At 48.6% G+C, this 18,384-nt stretch carries 15 protein-coding genes; all 15 read right to left on the bottom strand.

Translation table 11 applies throughout. The features are described from left to right. Nucleotides 1-10: 10 nt before the first annotated feature. Complete coding sequence (locus NNX04_RS18500; protein WP_007645739.1) at nucleotides 11-940, bottom strand: M23 family metallopeptidase; 930 nt, start codon at nucleotides 938-940, stop codon at nucleotides 11-13. Nucleotides 941-1,259: 319 nt separating this feature from the next. Beyond that, nucleotides 1,260-2,171, bottom strand: a complete 912-nt coding sequence (gene lpxC / locus NNX04_RS18495) for a UDP-3-O-acyl-N-acetylglucosamine deacetylase (RefSeq protein ID WP_261946750.1) — start codon at nucleotides 2,169-2,171, stop codon at nucleotides 1,260-1,262. A gap of 150 nt (nucleotides 2,172-2,321) precedes the next feature. Continuing rightward, nucleotides 2,322-3,497 carry a cell division protein FtsZ gene (gene ftsZ / locus NNX04_RS18490; RefSeq protein WP_040393602.1) on the bottom strand — a complete coding sequence of 392 codons (1,176 nt, stop codon included), beginning with the start codon at nucleotides 3,495-3,497 and terminating at the stop codon, nucleotides 2,322-2,324. Nucleotides 3,498-3,561: 64 nt separating this feature from the next. Beyond that, nucleotides 3,562-4,800, bottom strand: a complete 1,239-nt coding sequence (gene ftsA, locus NNX04_RS18485; protein ID WP_007645732.1) for a cell division protein FtsA — start codon at nucleotides 4,798-4,800, stop codon at nucleotides 3,562-3,564. Between the two features lie 59 nt (nucleotides 4,801-4,859). Next, entirely contained in the window at nucleotides 4,860-5,966 is a 1,107-nt protein-coding gene (locus NNX04_RS18480) for a cell division protein FtsQ/DivIB (protein ID WP_151056305.1), read from the bottom strand. Between the two features lie 4 nt (nucleotides 5,967-5,970). Continuing rightward, entirely contained in the window at nucleotides 5,971-6,942 is a 972-nt protein-coding gene (locus NNX04_RS18475; RefSeq protein WP_261946749.1) for a D-alanine--D-alanine ligase, read from the bottom strand. 13 nt (nucleotides 6,943-6,955) lie between these two features. After that, nucleotides 6,956-8,344 (bottom strand): UDP-N-acetylmuramate--L-alanine ligase, encoded by a 1,389-nt coding sequence (gene murC / locus NNX04_RS18470; RefSeq protein ID WP_261948418.1) that lies wholly within the window; start codon nucleotides 8,342-8,344, stop codon nucleotides 6,956-6,958. Nucleotides 8,345-8,384: 40 nt separating this feature from the next. Beyond that, nucleotides 8,385-9,488, bottom strand: coding sequence for an undecaprenyldiphospho-muramoylpentapeptide beta-N-acetylglucosaminyltransferase (gene murG, locus NNX04_RS18465; protein WP_261946748.1), 1,104 nt, complete (start codon nucleotides 9,486-9,488; stop codon nucleotides 8,385-8,387). Continuing rightward, nucleotides 9,485-10,681, bottom strand: coding sequence for a putative lipid II flippase FtsW (gene ftsW, locus NNX04_RS18460; protein WP_151059334.1), 1,197 nt, complete (start codon nucleotides 10,679-10,681; stop codon nucleotides 9,485-9,487). Before ftsW ends, murG begins: the two co-directional genes overlap by 4 nt. Beyond that, entirely contained in the window at nucleotides 10,681-12,021 is a 1,341-nt protein-coding gene (gene murD / locus NNX04_RS18455) for a UDP-N-acetylmuramoyl-L-alanine--D-glutamate ligase (protein WP_261948417.1), read from the bottom strand. Before murD ends, ftsW begins: the two co-directional genes overlap by 1 nt. Nucleotides 12,022-12,063: 42 nt before the next feature. After that, the gene (gene mraY / locus NNX04_RS18450; RefSeq protein WP_007645712.1) at nucleotides 12,064-13,146 is read right to left on the bottom strand and encodes a phospho-N-acetylmuramoyl-pentapeptide-transferase; all 1,083 of its coding nucleotides are present in this window, start codon (nucleotides 13,144-13,146) and stop codon (nucleotides 12,064-12,066) included. Further along, nucleotides 13,146-14,537, bottom strand: coding sequence for a UDP-N-acetylmuramoyl-tripeptide--D-alanyl-D-alanine ligase (locus NNX04_RS18445; protein ID WP_261946747.1), 1,392 nt, complete (start codon nucleotides 14,535-14,537; stop codon nucleotides 13,146-13,148). The genes mraY and NNX04_RS18445 overlap by 1 nt, the downstream gene beginning before the upstream one ends. Further along, nucleotides 14,534-16,114 (bottom strand): UDP-N-acetylmuramoyl-L-alanyl-D-glutamate--2,6-diaminopimelate ligase, encoded by a 1,581-nt coding sequence (locus NNX04_RS18440; protein WP_261946746.1) that lies wholly within the window; start codon nucleotides 16,112-16,114, stop codon nucleotides 14,534-14,536. Before NNX04_RS18440 ends, NNX04_RS18445 begins: the two co-directional genes overlap by 4 nt. Then, the gene (locus tag NNX04_RS18435) at nucleotides 16,111-17,967 is read right to left on the bottom strand and encodes a peptidoglycan D,D-transpeptidase FtsI family protein (RefSeq protein WP_151056295.1); all 1,857 of its coding nucleotides are present in this window, start codon (nucleotides 17,965-17,967) and stop codon (nucleotides 16,111-16,113) included. Before NNX04_RS18435 ends, NNX04_RS18440 begins: the two co-directional genes overlap by 4 nt. Continuing rightward, nucleotides 17,964-18,320 carry a cell division protein FtsL gene (ftsL, locus tag NNX04_RS18430; protein ID WP_007645708.1) on the bottom strand — a complete coding sequence of 119 codons (357 nt, stop codon included), beginning with the start codon at nucleotides 18,318-18,320 and terminating at the stop codon, nucleotides 17,964-17,966. Before ftsL ends, NNX04_RS18435 begins: the two co-directional genes overlap by 4 nt. Nucleotides 18,321-18,384: the final 64 nt, after the last annotated feature.

Genomic DNA, 18,384 nt, shown 5'->3' with positions numbered 1-18,384 from the left:
GAGGGAATAACTAACGAGTGGTATGACGAATATAAGAAGCAGGATCAACAACACGTCCGTTTTTGTACACCTCAAAATGGACATGAGGCGCGGTTGATCGACCTGTGGAGCCTGAGAGAGCAATAATCTGCCCTTTTTTTACTACATCACCGGCTTTCACCAGATTGGATTTGTTATGAGCATAACGAGTAACTAAACCATCACCATGCTTAACCTCTACCATATTGCCATATTCGGGATGGCGACCAGCCCAATTGACAATACCTGCGGCAACACTGCTAACTTTACTGCCTGTGGGCGCGGCAAAATCGAGACCTGAATGAAATTCAGTTTTCCCGGTAAATGGATCTTTGCGATAACCAAAGCGAGAGGTCATCCATGCGTTGGCGACAGGAGCTCCCGATAACAGGGTCTCTTCCAGTAAGCTACGATTCGCCAGCAAGGATTCAATGGTATTGAGCTGCTGCTCACGACTATCAACCTGGCTAGATAATTGATCTATCGCAGCAAAGAAATCAGGGGTTTGATAAAGCTGATTAGGAGTTACTTTAGAGGGGCCGCCTACAGCGGGAATTTGACTAAAATCGAATTCACCCTGCTCAAGATTAGCGGCAGAAGTAAGCTTTTCACCCAGAGCATCCAAACGCATCAGGCGGGCTTGCAGCTCAGCCATCTTGCTTGTTAAGGCGGCGATTTGCGCCTCAGATGCAGCACGTTCTTGTTCGATTTCACTTTCATGCGCCGATAAGATATCCGTCCAGGCTTTAGAGTCCGCGGTAAAAAAGCCCTCGTTATCGCCCGACACCAACCAACTATAGCCCCAGGCGCCTACAAAAGTAGGAATCCCCAATAAACACACAGACAAAAACGCGCGAGTCCACCCACCGAGGGTGAAGCTGCGAGCTTGTGCGTGATTTTTATTGACGATAATAATCTTCATCTGTAAATCAATTTTTATTAATAATAAATACTAGGCAGCGTTCAGAGCCACCAGACTCTTAAAAGTTTTGTATGATCTGAAGTGGTGACTATTTAAATATTAGCCACCCAATGCATCCTGCTTAACATAGTTTTGTTTGAATAAAAATATCCTTACAAAACAAAGGACTGCACTTAAATCACGGAGGAGATTAAAAGGTGCGGAGACTCCCTGCAGTGCGCGTAAAACAACGCGTAACAGGAATATCGCACAGAAAGGAAGGATTTAACAAGCATAAAATTAGGCCATGTTCACATTTTGAACATGACGTAAAAAATACCTAGGCAGCAACAATCGGCTCTATATAAGTGATTGGGACCACCTGATTCTCATCGAAGGTCACAATTTCCCACGCATCTGGATTATCCAAGAGCAGCCGCAATGCGCGATTATTGAGTGAATGACCAGACTTATGCGCCTTGTATTCACAAATCAAACTGTTACCCAGCATGTACAGATCGCCAATCGCATCCAGAACTTTATGTTTTACGAACTCATCTTCAAATCGCAATCCCTCTTCATTAAGGATACGGTACTGATCAACAACAATCGCGTTATCCATACTACCGCCACGTGCCAGACCTTTAGATCGCAAATATTCGATTTCATGCATAAAACCGAAAGTACGCGCCCGGCTTATGTCCTGCACAAAACTGGAGCTGGAAAAGTCCAATTCCGTTTGCGGCCTGCGATCTTTGAAGACTGGATGATCAAACTCGATGGAAAAGGACACTTTGAAGCCATCGAAAGGCATAAATGTGGCAAACTTGTCGCCATCCCTCAGCGTCAGCTCTTTCTTTATACGCACGAATTTTTTCGGGGCATTCTGTTCCTGGACACCGGCAGATTGAATCAGGAACACAAAGGGACCGGCGCTGCCGTCCATGATAGGAATTTCGGGCCCCGTTAATTCGACAATCGCGTTATCAATTCCCATGCCAGCCATCGCTGACATCAAGTGTTCCACAGTAGAAACCCTGACATCATCTTTAATTAGGCAGGTAGAAAGTGTTGTCTCTCCAACGTTTTTGGCTGTCGCTTTAATCTCGACAGGCGGATTCAGATCCACCCGACGAAATACAATACCGTTATCAACAGGCGCGGGTAGCAACGTCAGGTGAATCTTGTCGCCTGTATGCAGCCCAACACCGGTTGTGCGGATCGAATTTTTAAGCGTTCGCTGTTTGATCATCGGTCGTGCCTCTACCAGGTCAGTTTCCAATTTGCGTTAAGGTGACACCAAAGGCAGTAATGCACCTTTTGTTAACGCTACATATGCTACCAACCCAAGGAATTATCAACCAGTTAAAGCTGGCAATACCCCTTATAGTAAAAGCGTTAATTAATCTGCCTGCCGACGTAAGAATGCAGGAATATCCAAATATTCCAATTCTTTATCACCCAATGGTGCAGCCAAGGCCGCCGCATTTGATGAATGAGCGTTGGCACGCAGATGTGCAGGGCGATCCAAAGCAGCATAATCGGCAGGTGGAGCAGCGCGACGGGTGTTATCTACCACCTTGGTTGGTGCTGGTTTAACCTCTTTGGTCTGCGCTGTCACAGCGACGCCCAAACCGGTTGCAACCACAGTAACGCGCAGTTCGTTGGTGAGTTCAGGATCGATTACTGTACCCACAACCACAGTCGCATCACCCGACGCAAATTCTTCGATAATGCTGCCAACTTCGGAGTACTCCCCCAAAGACAGGTCAATACCAGCGGTGATATTTACCAAAATACCACGAGCACCCTGCAGGTTTACATCCTCCAACAGAGGACTACGAATAGCGGCCTCAGCAGCTTCACGCGCACGATTTTCGCCAGTTGCACGACCCGTACCCATCATTGCCATGCCCATTTCGGACATCACAGTACGTACGTCTGCAAAGTCAACGTTGATCATACCAGGGCGAATAATCAGGTCAGCGATACCCTGAACAGCGCCAAGCAATACGTTATTGGCAGCCTTAAACGCATCGAGCAAGCTGGTAGATTTACCTAACACCGACAACAATTTCTCATTGGGGATGGTGATTAAGGAGTCAACACGTTCACTCAACTCTTTAATACCAGCATCAGCGATCACCATACGCTTGCGACCTTCGAATGGAAAAGGCTTAGTCACTACAGCGACAGTCAGAATACCCAAGTCACGTGCAACTTCGGCCACCACTGGAGCAGCACCAGTGCCAGTGCCACCACCCATACCGGCAGCAATAAATACCATGTCAGCACCGCGCAGCACTTCAGCGATACGTTCACGATCTTCCATCGCTGCCTGACGACCAATTTCCGGATTTGCACCAGCACCCAGACCCTTAGTCATGGAATTGCCGAGTTGCAGTACCGTACGCGCATCAATGTCTTTCAATGCTTGCGAATCGGTATTGGCACAAATAAATTCAACGCCTTCTATTTTGCTGGCAATCATGTGTTTGACTGCGTTGCCGCCGCCACCACCAACACCGATCACTTTGATTACCGCGTTTTGATGCAAGTTATCAACTAATTCAAACATGGCCACACCCCTTTGTTTCCCTTGACTCAATCTGTGAAAAATAATTTGGTTTATGCACAACTCATTAAAAATTGCTTTGGAAAATTTTCTTGATCTTGCTGAGCAGTGAACCTTGCGACTCTTTGGCAGCAGGCGAAGAACGCCCTAGGTTGTGCTGCTGCTTCATGGCGTAAATCAACAGACCTACACCGGTGGAATAAATTGGATTGTTGACTATGTCGGATAATCCACGAATGTTCTGCGGTGCACCCAAGCGCACCGGCATGTGGAAAATCTCCTCTGCCAACTCAATAACACCTTCCATTTTTGAGGTGCCGCCAGTCAGTACAATGCCTGCGGCTAATAAGTCCTCATAGCCGCTGCGACGTAACTCAGCTTGCACCAAGGTAAATAATTCGTCGTAGCGAGGCTCAACAACTTCTGCCAGTGCCTGACGCGACAAATCACGCGGTTGACGATCGCCCACACTTGGCACTTTGATGGTTTCATCCGGACTGGTCAGTTTTGCCAATGCGCAGGCATATTTAATTTTGATCTCTTCAGCATTCGGTGTTGGCGTGCGCAATGCCATTGCAATGTCATTAGTCACTTGATCACCCGCAATCGGGATAACACCCGTGTGGCGAATAGCGCCTTCTTTAAAAATCGCTATGTCAGTGGTGCCGCCACCAATATCAACAACACAGACACCTAGTTCTTTTTCATCGTCAGTTAATACGGAATAACTAGAAGCCAATTGCTCCAGAATGATGTCTTCCACTTCAAGACCGCAGCGACGAATGCATTTTTCAATATTTTGTGCGGCATTCACGGCGCAAGTAACCAAATGCACTTTAGCTTCCAAGCGCACGCCAGACATGCCCAGCGGCTCTTTCACACCATCTTGATCATCGATCAAAAATTCTTGCGGCAAAATGTGCAGAATTTTTTGATCTGCAGGTATTGCAACCGCTTGAGCTGCATCAATGACTCGCTCCAGATCCTGGGAAAATACTTCGCGATCGCGAATCGCCACAATACCGTGCGAGTTCAAGCTGCGAATATGGCTCCCGGCAATACCGGCATACACCGAATGGATCTGACAGCCGGCCATCAACTCCGCCTCTTCAATAGCGCGCTGAATAGACAAAACTGTCGATTCAATATTTACCACCACGCCTTTTTTCAAACCGGTTGAGCGATGAGAACCTATTCCAACAATTTCCAATTGACCTTCGGGGGTAATAGCACCAACGATAGCTACAACCTTGGACGTGCCTATGTCCAGGCCTACAATCATTTTGTTGTCGCTAACATGTGCCATTCAGTGAACCTCGTTTGCCAGTAGTAAGCCAATTTCAATACAACTGGCGATATTCATAATCAATTAATCTGCGGTAAAACCTTTGTTGCCGGAACAGCAACGCCAACTTGAGACTGACTTTTAATATATTTTTTTGCCATCTCTGAATCAGCAACCCAACGCACTGCAACACCGTTGCTATACCTTAGATCAATCGCTTTTACGTCCGTCCATACACTATTTAGTTTTGTGTCGTATACAGTAACAAATCTACGTATTTTTTCCATCACTTGATCGCGTCCAAGTGCGATTTCTACATGATTTTTTATCGTTAATCGCCAGGATTTTTTGTTATCACACTTTAATGCCAAAACTTCCAATCCACGCGAGCGCAAAATCTGGGATAAATCCTGATACTGCTGCAAAATTTCAATCGCATCCGCCTCGTTTCCTTGCAGCCAAGGCAGACCAGAAAGCTTGGTCGCATCTTCAACACGGACAATTTCGCCGCGCTGATTCAAGAACCCATCGCCCCAACGCGCAATCGGTTTTTGCTCGGTAATTTTTACCACTAAAGTGTCGGGCCAACGTCGGTTAAGCGTAACCTTTTCTACCCAGGGATCGGTTAACAATGCCTCCTTGAGACGCATCAGGTTTAATTGCAAAAAATCTCCATCAATCTCACCGCCAATTAACTCGGTTGCACGTGCTTTGGTGATTAAATTGAATTCCCCTTCAACCACAACACTTTTAATTGGCCGCTCAAAAACTTTAACCAAGGGTTCGCTCACTAAATACAAGCCAATCGCCAAGGCCAATACAAATACAACCACCGCAAATTTCCGATTCAACCAGGAGAAATTCCATTTCCACTTAGGCTGTTGCGCAGCCGGGCGACGCGTTTTATTTCCCCCCTGGGGCGATGCTTTTGCATAGCCCTGCTCACGTTGGACCACTCGTGCGCTTGATCTACGCGCAAAATCACTCTGCGTACTTGTTGGTTCAGGCGAGTCCAACAACACATCGCGGATGATTCGCGCGGCTGGCGTCGTTGGTTCTGCCGCGCTAGGTGCCTCATGTCGCTCAACTGCTGGACGCCGGGAGCGTACTGGAGGCGCATCGCCCTCCAGTTGACCACGGCCAATCCGCGGCTCAATGCGTTCACCAACACCCTTAAAATCGCGCATAGATTTACGCTTTGCCCTTCACGCTTGCACGCAAAATTGTCAGCACTAATTCCGCAAATGACAAACCAATTGCTTTCGCTGCCATAGGAACCAAACTGTGGCTGGTCATGCCCGGCGCGGTATTCACTTCCAACAAATAAAAATTTTGCTGGTGATCTGCCATTACATCCACACGGCCCCAGCCACGGCATCCAACAGTTTTAAATGCATTGAGCGCAAGCGCTTTTAATTCCTGTTCTTTTTCTGCCGATAAACCGCAAGGGCAAAGATAGCGAGTATCCTCAGCAATATACTTGGCATTAAAGTCGTAAAAGCTATGATCTGTTTCCAGCTTGATCGGTGGTAGCGCATCACCATCGAGAATGGCAACGGTATATTCGCCACCGACAATCAATCGCTCTACCAACACACTGCCCTGATATTGCGCCGCTTTATTAAACGCGGACTCCAAATCTGCGGGGGTATTGACGCGCGACATTCCAATACTTGAACCTTCATTGGCCGGCTTCACCATTACATCGCCACCCAAACTGGCCAGCACCTGCGCAAAATTAGAGTTTTCGTTCAGCACCGCAAATTCTGGCGTTGGCAAACCTTGCTTGCCATTAATGTCCACGCCACGCCATAGTTGTTTGGTGCGCAACTTATCCATCGCCAAGGCGGAGGACTGCACATCGCTACCGGTATAAGGAATATTTAAAAACTCCAGCAGCGCTTGAATACGCCCGTCTTCGCCACCCGGCCCATGTAATATTAAAAATGCGCGATCAATTTTTGCAGCCTGGATATCCGCAATAACGTTGTGACCAACATCGATAGCCACGTGCTCAATTCCTGCCTCAACCAATGCAGCCAAAACGGCGGCGCCACTTTGTAGCGAAATTTCGCGCTCAGCGGAAAGACCGCCGTATAACACACCAACACGGCCAATTTGTTTTTTTAGCGCCTCACTAATGGGCAACTTGACTGCTTGCATGACTCTATAACCTCTAACGCAATTGTCGTTTTGCTAATTCAGGAGAAAGCACACCCACATTACCCGCACCTTGAGTAATTACTATATCGCCAGCGCGCACTATGTCTTTTACGATTGCAGGAACACCATCCACTGTTTCAACAAAAATGGGTTCAATTACACCGCGTGCACGTACACTACGACACAGGTGGCGACTATCAGCGCCAGGAATTGCGTCCTCACCTGCGCTATACACTTCCAACATAATTAATGCATCAACTGTGGACAGCACTTCCACAAAATCTTCATAGAGATCGCGCGTGCGCGTGTAGCGGTGCGGCTGATAAATCATTACTAAACGGCGATCCGGCCAGCCATCACGTACCGCCTTAATCACGGCAGCCACTTCCCGTGGGTGATGACCATAGTCATCCACCAACATGGCATCACCTTCACCTACAGGGAAATTGCCATAAACCTGGAAGCGTCGACCAACACCTTGGAAGTTTTCCAAACCAAATTGAATAGCTTCATCGCTAATGCCTTCATCGGTAGCGACAGCAATTACTGCAGTTGCATTCAAGACATTGTGGATACCAGGAATATTGATGCGAATATGCAATGCTTTTTCATGACCGGGACGAACAACATCAAACTCGGAATGCATTTTGTCCTGACGAATATTGATTGCACGGAAGTCACTATTTTCATCAAAGCCGTAAGTGAGAATCGGGCGCGCCACTTCAGGAATAATGTCGCGCACAACCGGATCATCACCGCACAGCACTGCAAGTCCATAAAAAGGCAAGTTGTGCAAAAACTCGATAAAGGTTTTTTTCAACTTGGAAAAGTCACCGCCATAGGTTTCCATATGATCGGCATCGATATTGGTAACAATCGCCACCATTGGTTGCAGGTGTAAAAATGATGCGTCGCTCTCGTCCGCTTCGGCAACCAAATACCGACTGGCTCCCAGCTGCGCATTGGTACCGGTGCTATTCACCAAACCGCCAATAATAAACGTCGGATCCAATTTTGCTGCCGCCAGCACCGACGCCAACAAACTGGTGGTGGTAGTTTTTCCGTGGGTACCCGCGACGGCAATACCGTGGCGATAACGCATTAATTCAGCCAACATTTCCGCACGGCGTACAATCGGAATACGCAGTTCACGCGCGCCTTGAACCTCCGGGTTTTGGGCATTTACCGCACTGGAATTCACCACTACATCAGCGCCCTGAACATTTTGCGCAGCATGACCGATATAAATAGTGGCGCCCTTGGACGCTAACCGTTCAGTAACATTTGATGCTTTGATATCCGAACCGGAAATTTCATATCCTTGATTGAGCAACACCTCGGCAATGCCACTCATACCGGCACCACCAATTCCGACAAAATGAATACGACGAATACGGCGCATTTCCGGTACACAAAATTGACCTATGGACTTCTGCGCAGAATTATCCACGGGCGACCTCCTCACAAACATTAGCAACATCGCATGCGGAATTGGGCTTAGCCAATTGCTGCGCTTTTTCCGCCATCGACTTTAAGTGATTGCGGTCAGCTAATTCGGTTAACAGTAATGCAGCGAGTTTTGCTGCGGTTAAATCTTTCTGCACCAGTGCAATACCTGCACCCACGTCAGTTAAATTTTTGGCATTAAATGTCTGGTGATCATCAATTGCTGAAGGCAATGGAATCAGAATCGAGGCCACACCTGCCATCATTAATTCTGAAACAGTAAGCGCGCCGGCGCGACAGATCACCAAATCCGCCCACGCATAGGCTGCTGCCATATCATCAATAAAGGCATCCACCTTGGCATTAACCTGATGTTTCATATACAGGGCAGTAGTTGCCTCAGCGTGAAGTTTTCCCGTTTGATGCCAAATTTGTGGGCGCACATTGAGTGGTAGATGCGAGACCGCTTCCGGTACCAATTCATTAATCGCTTTAGCGCCCAAACTGCCACCGACCACTAAAAGTCGCAGCGGTAATTGCTGATCAATACGCGCCTGGTAACGAACTGATGGCGATGCCAGTTGTTGAATTTGTTGACGAACGGGATTACCCACTACCTGAACATCCGGTTCGCTACGTCCGATAAATGCATCAGGAAATGCGGCCAATATGCGCCGCGCAATTTTTGCCAATAATCGGTTAGTGGTACCCGCGACCGCATTTTGTTCATGGATTACTAAAGGAATACCGCTGAGCACTGCCGCCAAACCACCGGGGCCAGATGCAAAGCCACCAAAACCAATAACTACATCCGGCTTGATGCGTCGCATAATTTGCAACGACTGCAACACAGCATAAATAATTAAAAAAGGCGCTTTCAGTAAACCTGCCACTCCACGGCCACGCACACCTTCAACACTAATAAAGTGCAGAGGAATATTGGCCGCAGGAACCAAACGCGTTTCTATACCGCGCGCTGTACCCAGCCAATTAATCAGCGCACCGCGTGCACGCAACTCATCTGCAACTGCCAGCGCCGGAAATACATGCCCGCCAGTGCCACCTGCCATTACCAAAACCTGCAGCGTTTTCTGTGTCATACACTGGCCTCCATCAGGCGAGTGCGCGGCACTTTTGCCGGCTCCGGCACTTCAGGAACATAACCGGCCAACTCCCACTGCACGCGCATCACAAATGCCATAAGCACGCAGCAAATTAACAGGCTACTGCCGCCATAGCTGATAAAAGGCAGAGTTAAACCTTTTGTGGGTAATAATCCGGAGGAGACCCCCATGTTGATGAATACCTGGAATGAAAACAAAATCGCGATGCCAAATGTCGCCAAGGCGGCAAACATTTTTCCGGCAGCAAGGTTTTGTTTGGCAACATTAAAAATTCGCAGGATCAAGGCAGCAAATAAACCGAGTAATAACACTGCACCAATCAAACCAAACTCTTCTGCAATAATGGCGAAAATAAAATCAGTGTGGGCTTCCGGCAAAAAGAATAATTTTTGCAAACTATTACCCAGGCCCAAGCCGAACCATTCTCCGCGTCCAAAACCGATTAGCGATTGCGTTAACTGATAACCAGTATTAAATTGATCCGCCCATGGATCGAGAAAGGTAATCAACCGCTGCATACGGTAGGGCGACAAGACGGCAACCGCCGCCAGCCCGCCGACACCAATCACAATTAGCAATAAAAAGTGCAGCATGCGCACACCCGCAATAAACATCATCGCAAACACAGTTGCACTTAATACCACCGAGCTACCAAAGTCAGGCTCAAGCAAGAGCAAACCAACAAATACGCCGACAACCATTAAAGGTTTAAGGAACCCCTGCCAACCGAAATGTAATTCTTGATAGCGACGCGCAAAAAAACTGGCGAAAAAAACTACCGCACAAAATTTGGCGATTTCTGATACCTGAATAGATATAACACCCAGACTGAACCAGCGCTGACTTCCGTTTACTTTTTTGCCAATGCCGGGAATAAGTACTATTACCAACAGAAAAATAGTGAGCAGCAAAAAATGACCCGAATATTTTTGCCACACGCTCATCGGAACACAGACAACAAAGGCGGCTAAGCAAACCCCCATCACCATGTAGATCGCGTGTCGCTTCGCAAAAAACCAGGCATCGTTATAAGTTAATGCCGCAAATGAAACAGAAGCAGAGGCCACCATAATTAAACCAATAGACATAAGTGCAAACCAAAGGCACAGTAATGGCCAATCGATACGCTGACTTAAAGGCATTGATTTCGTTAAAGTGGCAGAGGTCATCATGATGAGCACAACTCCTGCACAGCCTGACAAAACTTCTCGCCGCGATCTTCGTAATTTTTGAACATGTCAAAGCTGGCGCAGGCAGGCGACAGCAACACCGCATCGCCCGGCTGCGCTAATGCAAAAGCTTTGTTAACTGCATCCTGCATTGAATCTGCATGAATTATTGGTGCCGCATCGGCTACAGCCTGTTCAATAGCAGTGGCGTCGCGGCCGATGAGCACCAGGCGGCTATTAATGGCACGCAAGGCAGGGGTTAATTCTGTAAAGTCTTGCCCCTTCCCTTCACCACCTAAAATCACAATTAATTGCTGGGGGTCGCGCGCCAAACCCGAAATCGCCGCGAGGGTTGCGCCGATGTTGGTACCTTTGGAGTCGTTATAAAATTCCACCGCATTTTTTTCAGCGACAAATTCGCAGCGATGACGCAAACCGGAAAAGATTTTTAAGGTGCCAAGCATGGCATCGAGCGGAATACCGGCGGCGTCACCCAACGCGAGCGCAGCAAGGGCATTATCTATGTTGTGGCGACCACGAATTTTTAATTCCCTCGCGGCCATTAATGGCGTGAGATTTTTAGCCAAATATTCAATGCCGTCGCGAGTCAATAACCCAAAGCTGCCAAAATCGGCACGGCCACCAAAGTAGATAGGTTTGACACCTGCAGCCAATGGGGGATGAGTCAGCACGTCATTACGGTTAACAACAATATGTTCCGCACCAAAATAAACCCGCAACTTGGCGAGAATATAAGCGCGCATATTCTCGTAACGATCGAGATGATCAGCACTGATATTCAAAATAGTTGCGACTTTGGCGTTAAGCTTGGTCACAGTTTCCAATTGGAAACTGGAAAGTTCCATCACATACAACTCGACACTATCGTTTAACAATTCCAACGCCGGAGTACCGAGATTGCCACCCACAGCAACATTAATTCCAGCCGCCTTGGCCATTTCGCCAACCAGAGTGGTAACCGTGCTTTTTGCATTTGAGCCGGTAATTGCCACAATCGACGCCTTGGCGTAACGCACAAAAATTTCGATGTCGCCAACAACCGGAATACCAGCTGCTCTCGCTTGCTCAATTGCCGGCGTTGCAATCGCGACTCCGGGACTGATAATTATTTCGTCGCAAGCCAATAAGGTGTGTGGATTCAATTCACCACACTCAATACTGACATGGGGAAATTCCGTTTTGATTTGCTGCAAATTGGGTGGCGATAAACGTGTATCGAGCAGAACGAACGCCTGTTGTTGTGCCGCCAAAAAGCGCGCAACCGATAGCCCGGTAATACCGGTACCGATAATCGCTTTTACTTTACTGGTGGCAATCATTTGAGACACAGGCACACACTCCAACTTTATATAAAACAATCATTAACGAATTTTTAACGTCGCCAAACCAATCAATACCAATACCAGGGTGATAATCCAAAAACGCACAATCACGCGCGGCTCAGGCCAACCTTTTAATTCAAAATGATGATGAATTGGCGCCATGCGGAAAATGCGCCGACCGGTTAATTTAAATGAAGCCACTTGCAAAATAACCGAGACAGTTTCGAGTACAAAAATACCGCCCATAATAAACAGTACAATTTCGTGACGAACTATAACGGCGATTAAACCAAGCGCCGCACCTAATGCCAAAGCGCCCACATCACCCATAAATACTTGTGCGGGATAAGTGTTGAACCAGAGGAAACCAAGGCCAGCCCCCACCAGCGCACAACAAAACACAACCAATTCACCAGCACCGGGGATATAAGCAATGTTTAAATATTGGGAAAATTGTGAATGCCCTGCCAAATAAGCAATGACCGCTAATGCTCCCGCCACCATTACACTCGGCATAATTGCCAAGCCATCCAACCCGTCGGTCAGGTTTACTGCATTACTGGTTCCTACAATCACAAAATAGGTAAACACTATGTAAAAAATACCCAGATCGAGCGCGACATTTTTAAAGAAGGGAATAAACAATTGAGTCTCTGCAGGAGTTTGTGCGGTGTAGTACAAAAATACCGCTGCGCCAAAGCCAGCCACTGACTGCCAAAAATATTTCCACCGCGCAGGTAATCCACGGGAATCGCGCTTGGCTACTTTGCGGTAATCATCCACCCAGCCTACTGCACCAAAAATTGCGGTGACAATCAGCACGACCCACACATAGCGATTAGACAAATTGGCCCAGAGTAAGGTGCTGATAAAAATTGCCGACAAAATCAATGCGCCACCCATGGTGGGTGTGCCGGATTTACTCAAGTGCGATTGAGGGCCGTCGTTGCGAATAGATTGACCAATACGCAATTCTGTTAAGCGACGAATGAACCAAGGCCCAAGTAACAACGAAATACCTAATGCGGTGAGCACCCCTAAAATGGCGCGCACCGTTAAATATTGAAACACTGCAAAACTGCGCAGGTATTCTTGTAAGTATTCTGCTAGCCAGTAAAGCATTAGTGATTTTCTCCTGCCGAAACACAGAGTTCACGCACAACGGTATCCATTGCTGCGCTGCGGGAACCTTTAATAAGAATGGTGGTTTTTTTATTGGCGATAGCTTTTAAGCGCGCAACCAAAGCGGTTTTGTCCGCAAAGTGTTCCGCCCCAGCTCCAAATGCCTGGCTCGCATTTTCACTGAGTTTGCCAACCGTAAATAAATGGCTCAGTTTTTTGGCGCGCGCATATTCACCCAGCTCTGTGTGTAACTGCGGCGCTTCTGGCCCCAGCTCACCCAAATCGCCTAATACCAAAATGCTATTCTTTTTTTGTGCAAGCACATCGATAGCCGCGCGCACTGAACCAGGGTTAGCGTTGTAGCTATCATCAATAATTGCCACATCATTAATACCGATATGACGACTCATGCGGCCAGCAACTGGCGCAAAGTTAGCAAGCCCTTGTTTAATTTTTTGCAAATCTGCACCCACGGCAGAGGCACAAGCAGCGGCCATTAAGGCATTGCGAACATTGTGTTCGCCCTGCGCATTCAGGCTCACTTGCATGGCTTGGCCATTCAGGTTGATGGCAAATTCCAAACTGTTGGCGCTGGTTTGAATATCCTGCGCAAAACAATCGGCACCGGTATCTTTAAATGACACACGAAGCACGCGACGATTAGTTAAGGCGGACAACCAGTCAGGAGCGAAGCGATCATCCATATTCACTACGGCGACACCGGTCGTGGGAAGTGCGGCGTAAATTTCACCTTTGGCGCGCGCAACACCTTGCAGTGAACCAAACCCTTGAATGTGCGCGGCCATCACATTGTTGACCATGGTGATTTGTGGCGCGGCAAGTGAGCAGAGGTATTCAATTTCGCCAGGGCCGCTCGCGCCCATCTCAATTACAGCAAACTCATGATGCGCTTCGAGCTGCAGCAATGTTAATGGCACACCAATATGGTTATTAAAATTTCCCTTGGTGGCATGGGTTGGCCCACACTCAGCAAGAATGCCGGCGAGCAAGGTTTTTACTGTGGTTTTTCCGCTGCTGCCGGTAATGGCAATAACTGGACGAGCAAATAAGCTGCGGTTGAGTGCAGCAATTTGCCCGAGCGCCAACAGTGAATCACTCACTACGAGTTGCGGCAATTTAATCTCGGGGAAAAAACGTTCTACCACAAGTGCACAAGGTTTTTTGGCAACAGCGTCGGCAATAAAATCGTGTGCATCAAAACGCTCACCGCGCAATGCGATAAACAATTCACCTGCATTCAAGGTGCGCGAATCAATACTGACCGCAGTAAATTCTGCATCGCCCTGATGGCATTTTGCAGTGACAGCACGCAAAGGTTTACGCGCTGCAATAAATTCCTCAACCCATTTTAAAGTTAGAGGCTTGATCATGGTGTAGCCCCTTGTGACGTTTCGTCATTTTCAAATTTGGCAATGCGTTTTTGCAATGCAATACGCGCCTGTTTGGTATCGCTAAAAGGCAGGGTTTGCTTGGCGAAGATTTGATAATCCTCATGCCCCTTGCCTGCGATTAACACTATGTCGCCCGCCTTGGCTTGCTGCACGGCAAAATCAATTGCCTGTGCACGATCGGCAATAACCAAGCAACCGCTAGGCCGATTCATACCGCGCAGAATTTCACCGGCAATAGCAGAAGGATCTTCCGAGCGAGGGTTATCATTAGTGACAATCACATAATCACTTAACCGCTCGGCAATGGTGCCCATTTGCGGGCGCTTGGTTTTATCGCGATCACCACCACAGCCAAACACTGTCCAGATGTTGCCCGCCTTGTGCTGCTGAATTGCATTCAAGGTATTTTCCAGTGCATCGGGGGTGTGGGCGTAATCTACAATTACTTGAACTTGCTGAGCCTGTTGATCAACCACCACTTGCTGCATGCGGCCCGGGGCTGGCAATAATTCCGGTATGTGCGCAACAATTGCATCGAGAGGAAACCCTTGCAGGGCAACCGCGCCAATGACTGCCAGTAAATTACTGAGATTAAATTCGCCTAAAAGCGGCGAGTTGATTTTTGCAGTGCCCCACGGTGTAACTATATTTGCGCTGACACCAAAGGCGTGCAGCTCAATATTTTGAGCGTAAATATCAGCAACGGTTTTGGTTGAATAGGTAAGTGCAGTGACGCCGGCCGGCACGTTGTTAACCAAACTTTTGGCCCATGCGTCATCAAGATTAACAACTGCAGTTTGCAAACCTTGGGCATTCAATAATTGCGCTTTGGCATTGCCGTAGCTGGTTAAATCGCCGTGATAATCCAAATGATCTTGCGTGAGATTGGTAAAAATAGCCGTGTGAATACTCACGCTGGCAACACGCTTTTGTTGCAAGCTGTGCGATGACACTTCTATCGCAATAGCGGTAGCGCCGTCATGTACCAATTCGGCCAAAATACGCTGCAAGGCGATTGGATCCGGCGTAGTTAATCCGGTTGAATGTAATGCGCTGACTTGCTGCGCCATGGGCGCCAAGGCCGTTGCATCAAGCACTCCATACCCCAGCGTGCCAACTACTGCCGACTTGCGCTGCAATCTCGCCAACAATTGCGCCGCTAATAAACTGCAGGTGGTTTTGCCGTTAGTGCCGGTGATACCCAACAACTGAACTTTTTTACTGGGCTCATCAAAAAAGCGCGCCGCAATAGCACTGACTTGCGACGCGAGTTGTTCTACGGCGATAACCGGAACGCTGCCCAACCAATCAATGCCCTGCCAATTTTTATCAGCCTCTACCAAAATTACACTGGCGCCCAACTCAATCGCTTTGGCAATAAAATCGCGGCCATCCACTTTATTACCAACCAATGCAATAAACGCATCGCCAGTTTTTAATTGGCGGGTATCCAGGCACAAATTACCCACAGTAATCGTTGCGGCTTTTTCCAGCGCAAGATTCGGTAGTAAATCGCACAGCGCTACTGGGCGGCGGGAATAATGAGAGGTCATCATGTGGCTGACCTCTCATTCATAGGCGCAGCTTTTACCGCGGGTTTTTCACTTTCCACCGTTTTCGCCGGTGCAGTTTTGCTAGCTGCTTTGTCAACTATCTCTTTGTTGTCATGCTGATAAATATTATCGGGCGGCACTTGCAACATACGCAGTGCATCTTCCGCCACTTTTGAAAACGCAGGTGCAGCAACCCAGCCACCGTTGGTGTAAATACCTGAGCCTTGCGGTTCATCGACGATCACCATGGCAACAATGCGCGGATTATCAGCCGGTGCCATACCAATAAACGAAGCAATTTGTTTGTCCGAGTAGCGACCATTAATTGCCTTGTATGCAGTTCCGGTTTTTCCGGCGACCGAATAGGAAATTGCTTTTGCGCGTGAGCCTGTGCCCTCAGCCGTCACCACGCGCTTGAGCATTTGTGTAACCTGATCGGTATATTTTTTATCGATCACTCGTTCGCCTTGCGGCGCATTATCCACACGCAGTAACGATACCGGTCGCTTCACACCGCCGGAAGCAATTACTCCATAAGCCTGTACTACTTGCAGCGGCGTCATGGTCATGGCGTAGCCGTAAGAAATGTTGGCGCGCTCAATTCGCTGCAGCGGTTTAAGCACGGGCACATTGCCTGTACCTTCACCGGGGAAACCGGTACCCACAGGTTGCGATGCCCCCAAACGCGCAAACATATCGCGCACGGTATTGGTATCCAATGCAAAGGAAATTTTGGTCATGGCGATGTTGCTGGATTTGGCAATCGCCATAGCCAAATCCATCGCGCCGTAATTGCGGTGATCTTTAATGGGCTTGCTGCCCACCATAAAGTAACCGGGATTGGTATCGATAATATCTTCCGGTTTGAATTTGCCACTATCGAGCGCCGCGAGTACCACCCAGGGTTTTACGGTTGAACCTGGCTCGTACAAATCGGTAATGGCGCGATTGCGCAAGCCGTCGCCACGGGCGCGGCTGCGATCATTGGGGTTAAAGCTGGGCAAATTAGAAATCGCGAGCACTTCACCGGTGAGCACATCGAGAATGACAATTGAGCCGGCAACTGCACTGCTGGCCTCAACCGCTTTTTTTAATTCGCGATGCGCAAGATATTGCAGGCGTAAATCAATACTGAGCGTCAGGTTTTGACCGGGGCGCGCCGCTTTCACCAAGCGCAATTCTTTTACCGTGCGCCCACGCAAATCCTTCAATACTTCTTTGGCGCCATTTTCACCCGTGAGCCAAGCGTCGTAAGCGAGCTCCATGCCTTCCTGACCGCGATCATCCACATCGGTCATGCCCACCAAATGAGCAGCCACATCAGCAGCGGGGTAATAACGGTGATATTCAATTTGCTCGTAAACCCCGGGCACATCCAACGACAAAACCGCTTGCGCGGCTTCGGGTGACATTTGACGCTGCAGATACATAAATTCTTTATTGGCGTAACGCGCCAGACGCGACTCCAATTCCGTCTTGTTAGCTTTGAGTGCTTGAGCCAAGTCGGCAATGCGATGAGGTGCCTGGGATAAAACTTTGGGGTTGGCCCACAGCGTGGAGACGGGAGTACTCACCGCCAATGGCGAGCCGTTGCGATCAGTGATTACACCACGGTAGGCCGGAATAATTTCCGTGCGCAGGGTGCGCGACTCGCCTTGATCCTGCAGGAATTCATAACCTTTATCGGCGTTGGGCAGCACTTGCAAGCTGGCAACATGCACTATCAATACCGCCACCAGAATCGCCAATACCAATCCGACGCTGTAGAAACGCCAGCGTGCCACCTTGAGCGGCTTGTGATCAGGTTTGGCGAGCGGACGCGCGCGGCGCGGCTCAAATGCCGAAGAGCGGCTCATTGTCCACCTGCCGCAGGTGCCTGCACCTGACCGCGACCATCGATAATGCGATCACCAGAGATCATTACAATCTCTTCCGGTGTGGGAGCCATCATATTCAGCTCGGAGATTGCGGCATTCTCAACGCGACCATAGGCCGCCCAGGTGCTCTGCTCCAGCAAATACTGACCCCACTGTACCTGCAACTGTGCAGCCTCACGCCGCAGGGTTTCCAAGCTGTTTACATCGCGGCGCACCAGTTGTGTCGTCGCAACCACCCCGAGCGCAGAAACCACCGTTGCCAGCCACAATACCGCCACCACCAGCAAAACGCCGGTCGCAGGTGGTTTTTGTGATTGGAGGTTTCTGTTCATGGAATCCCTGGCAATTATTGTGGTGAAGGTTCTGTGTAACTGACTGATAGCTGCTTTTGTTTTG

Origin of the sequence: Cellvibrio sp. QJXJ (assembly GCF_024452345.1) — a bacterium.
Lineage (GTDB): Bacteria > Pseudomonadota > Gammaproteobacteria > Pseudomonadales > Cellvibrionaceae > Cellvibrio.
Note: the sequence above shows the minus strand (reverse complement) of the source record. Positions and strands in the feature narration are given on the sequence as shown.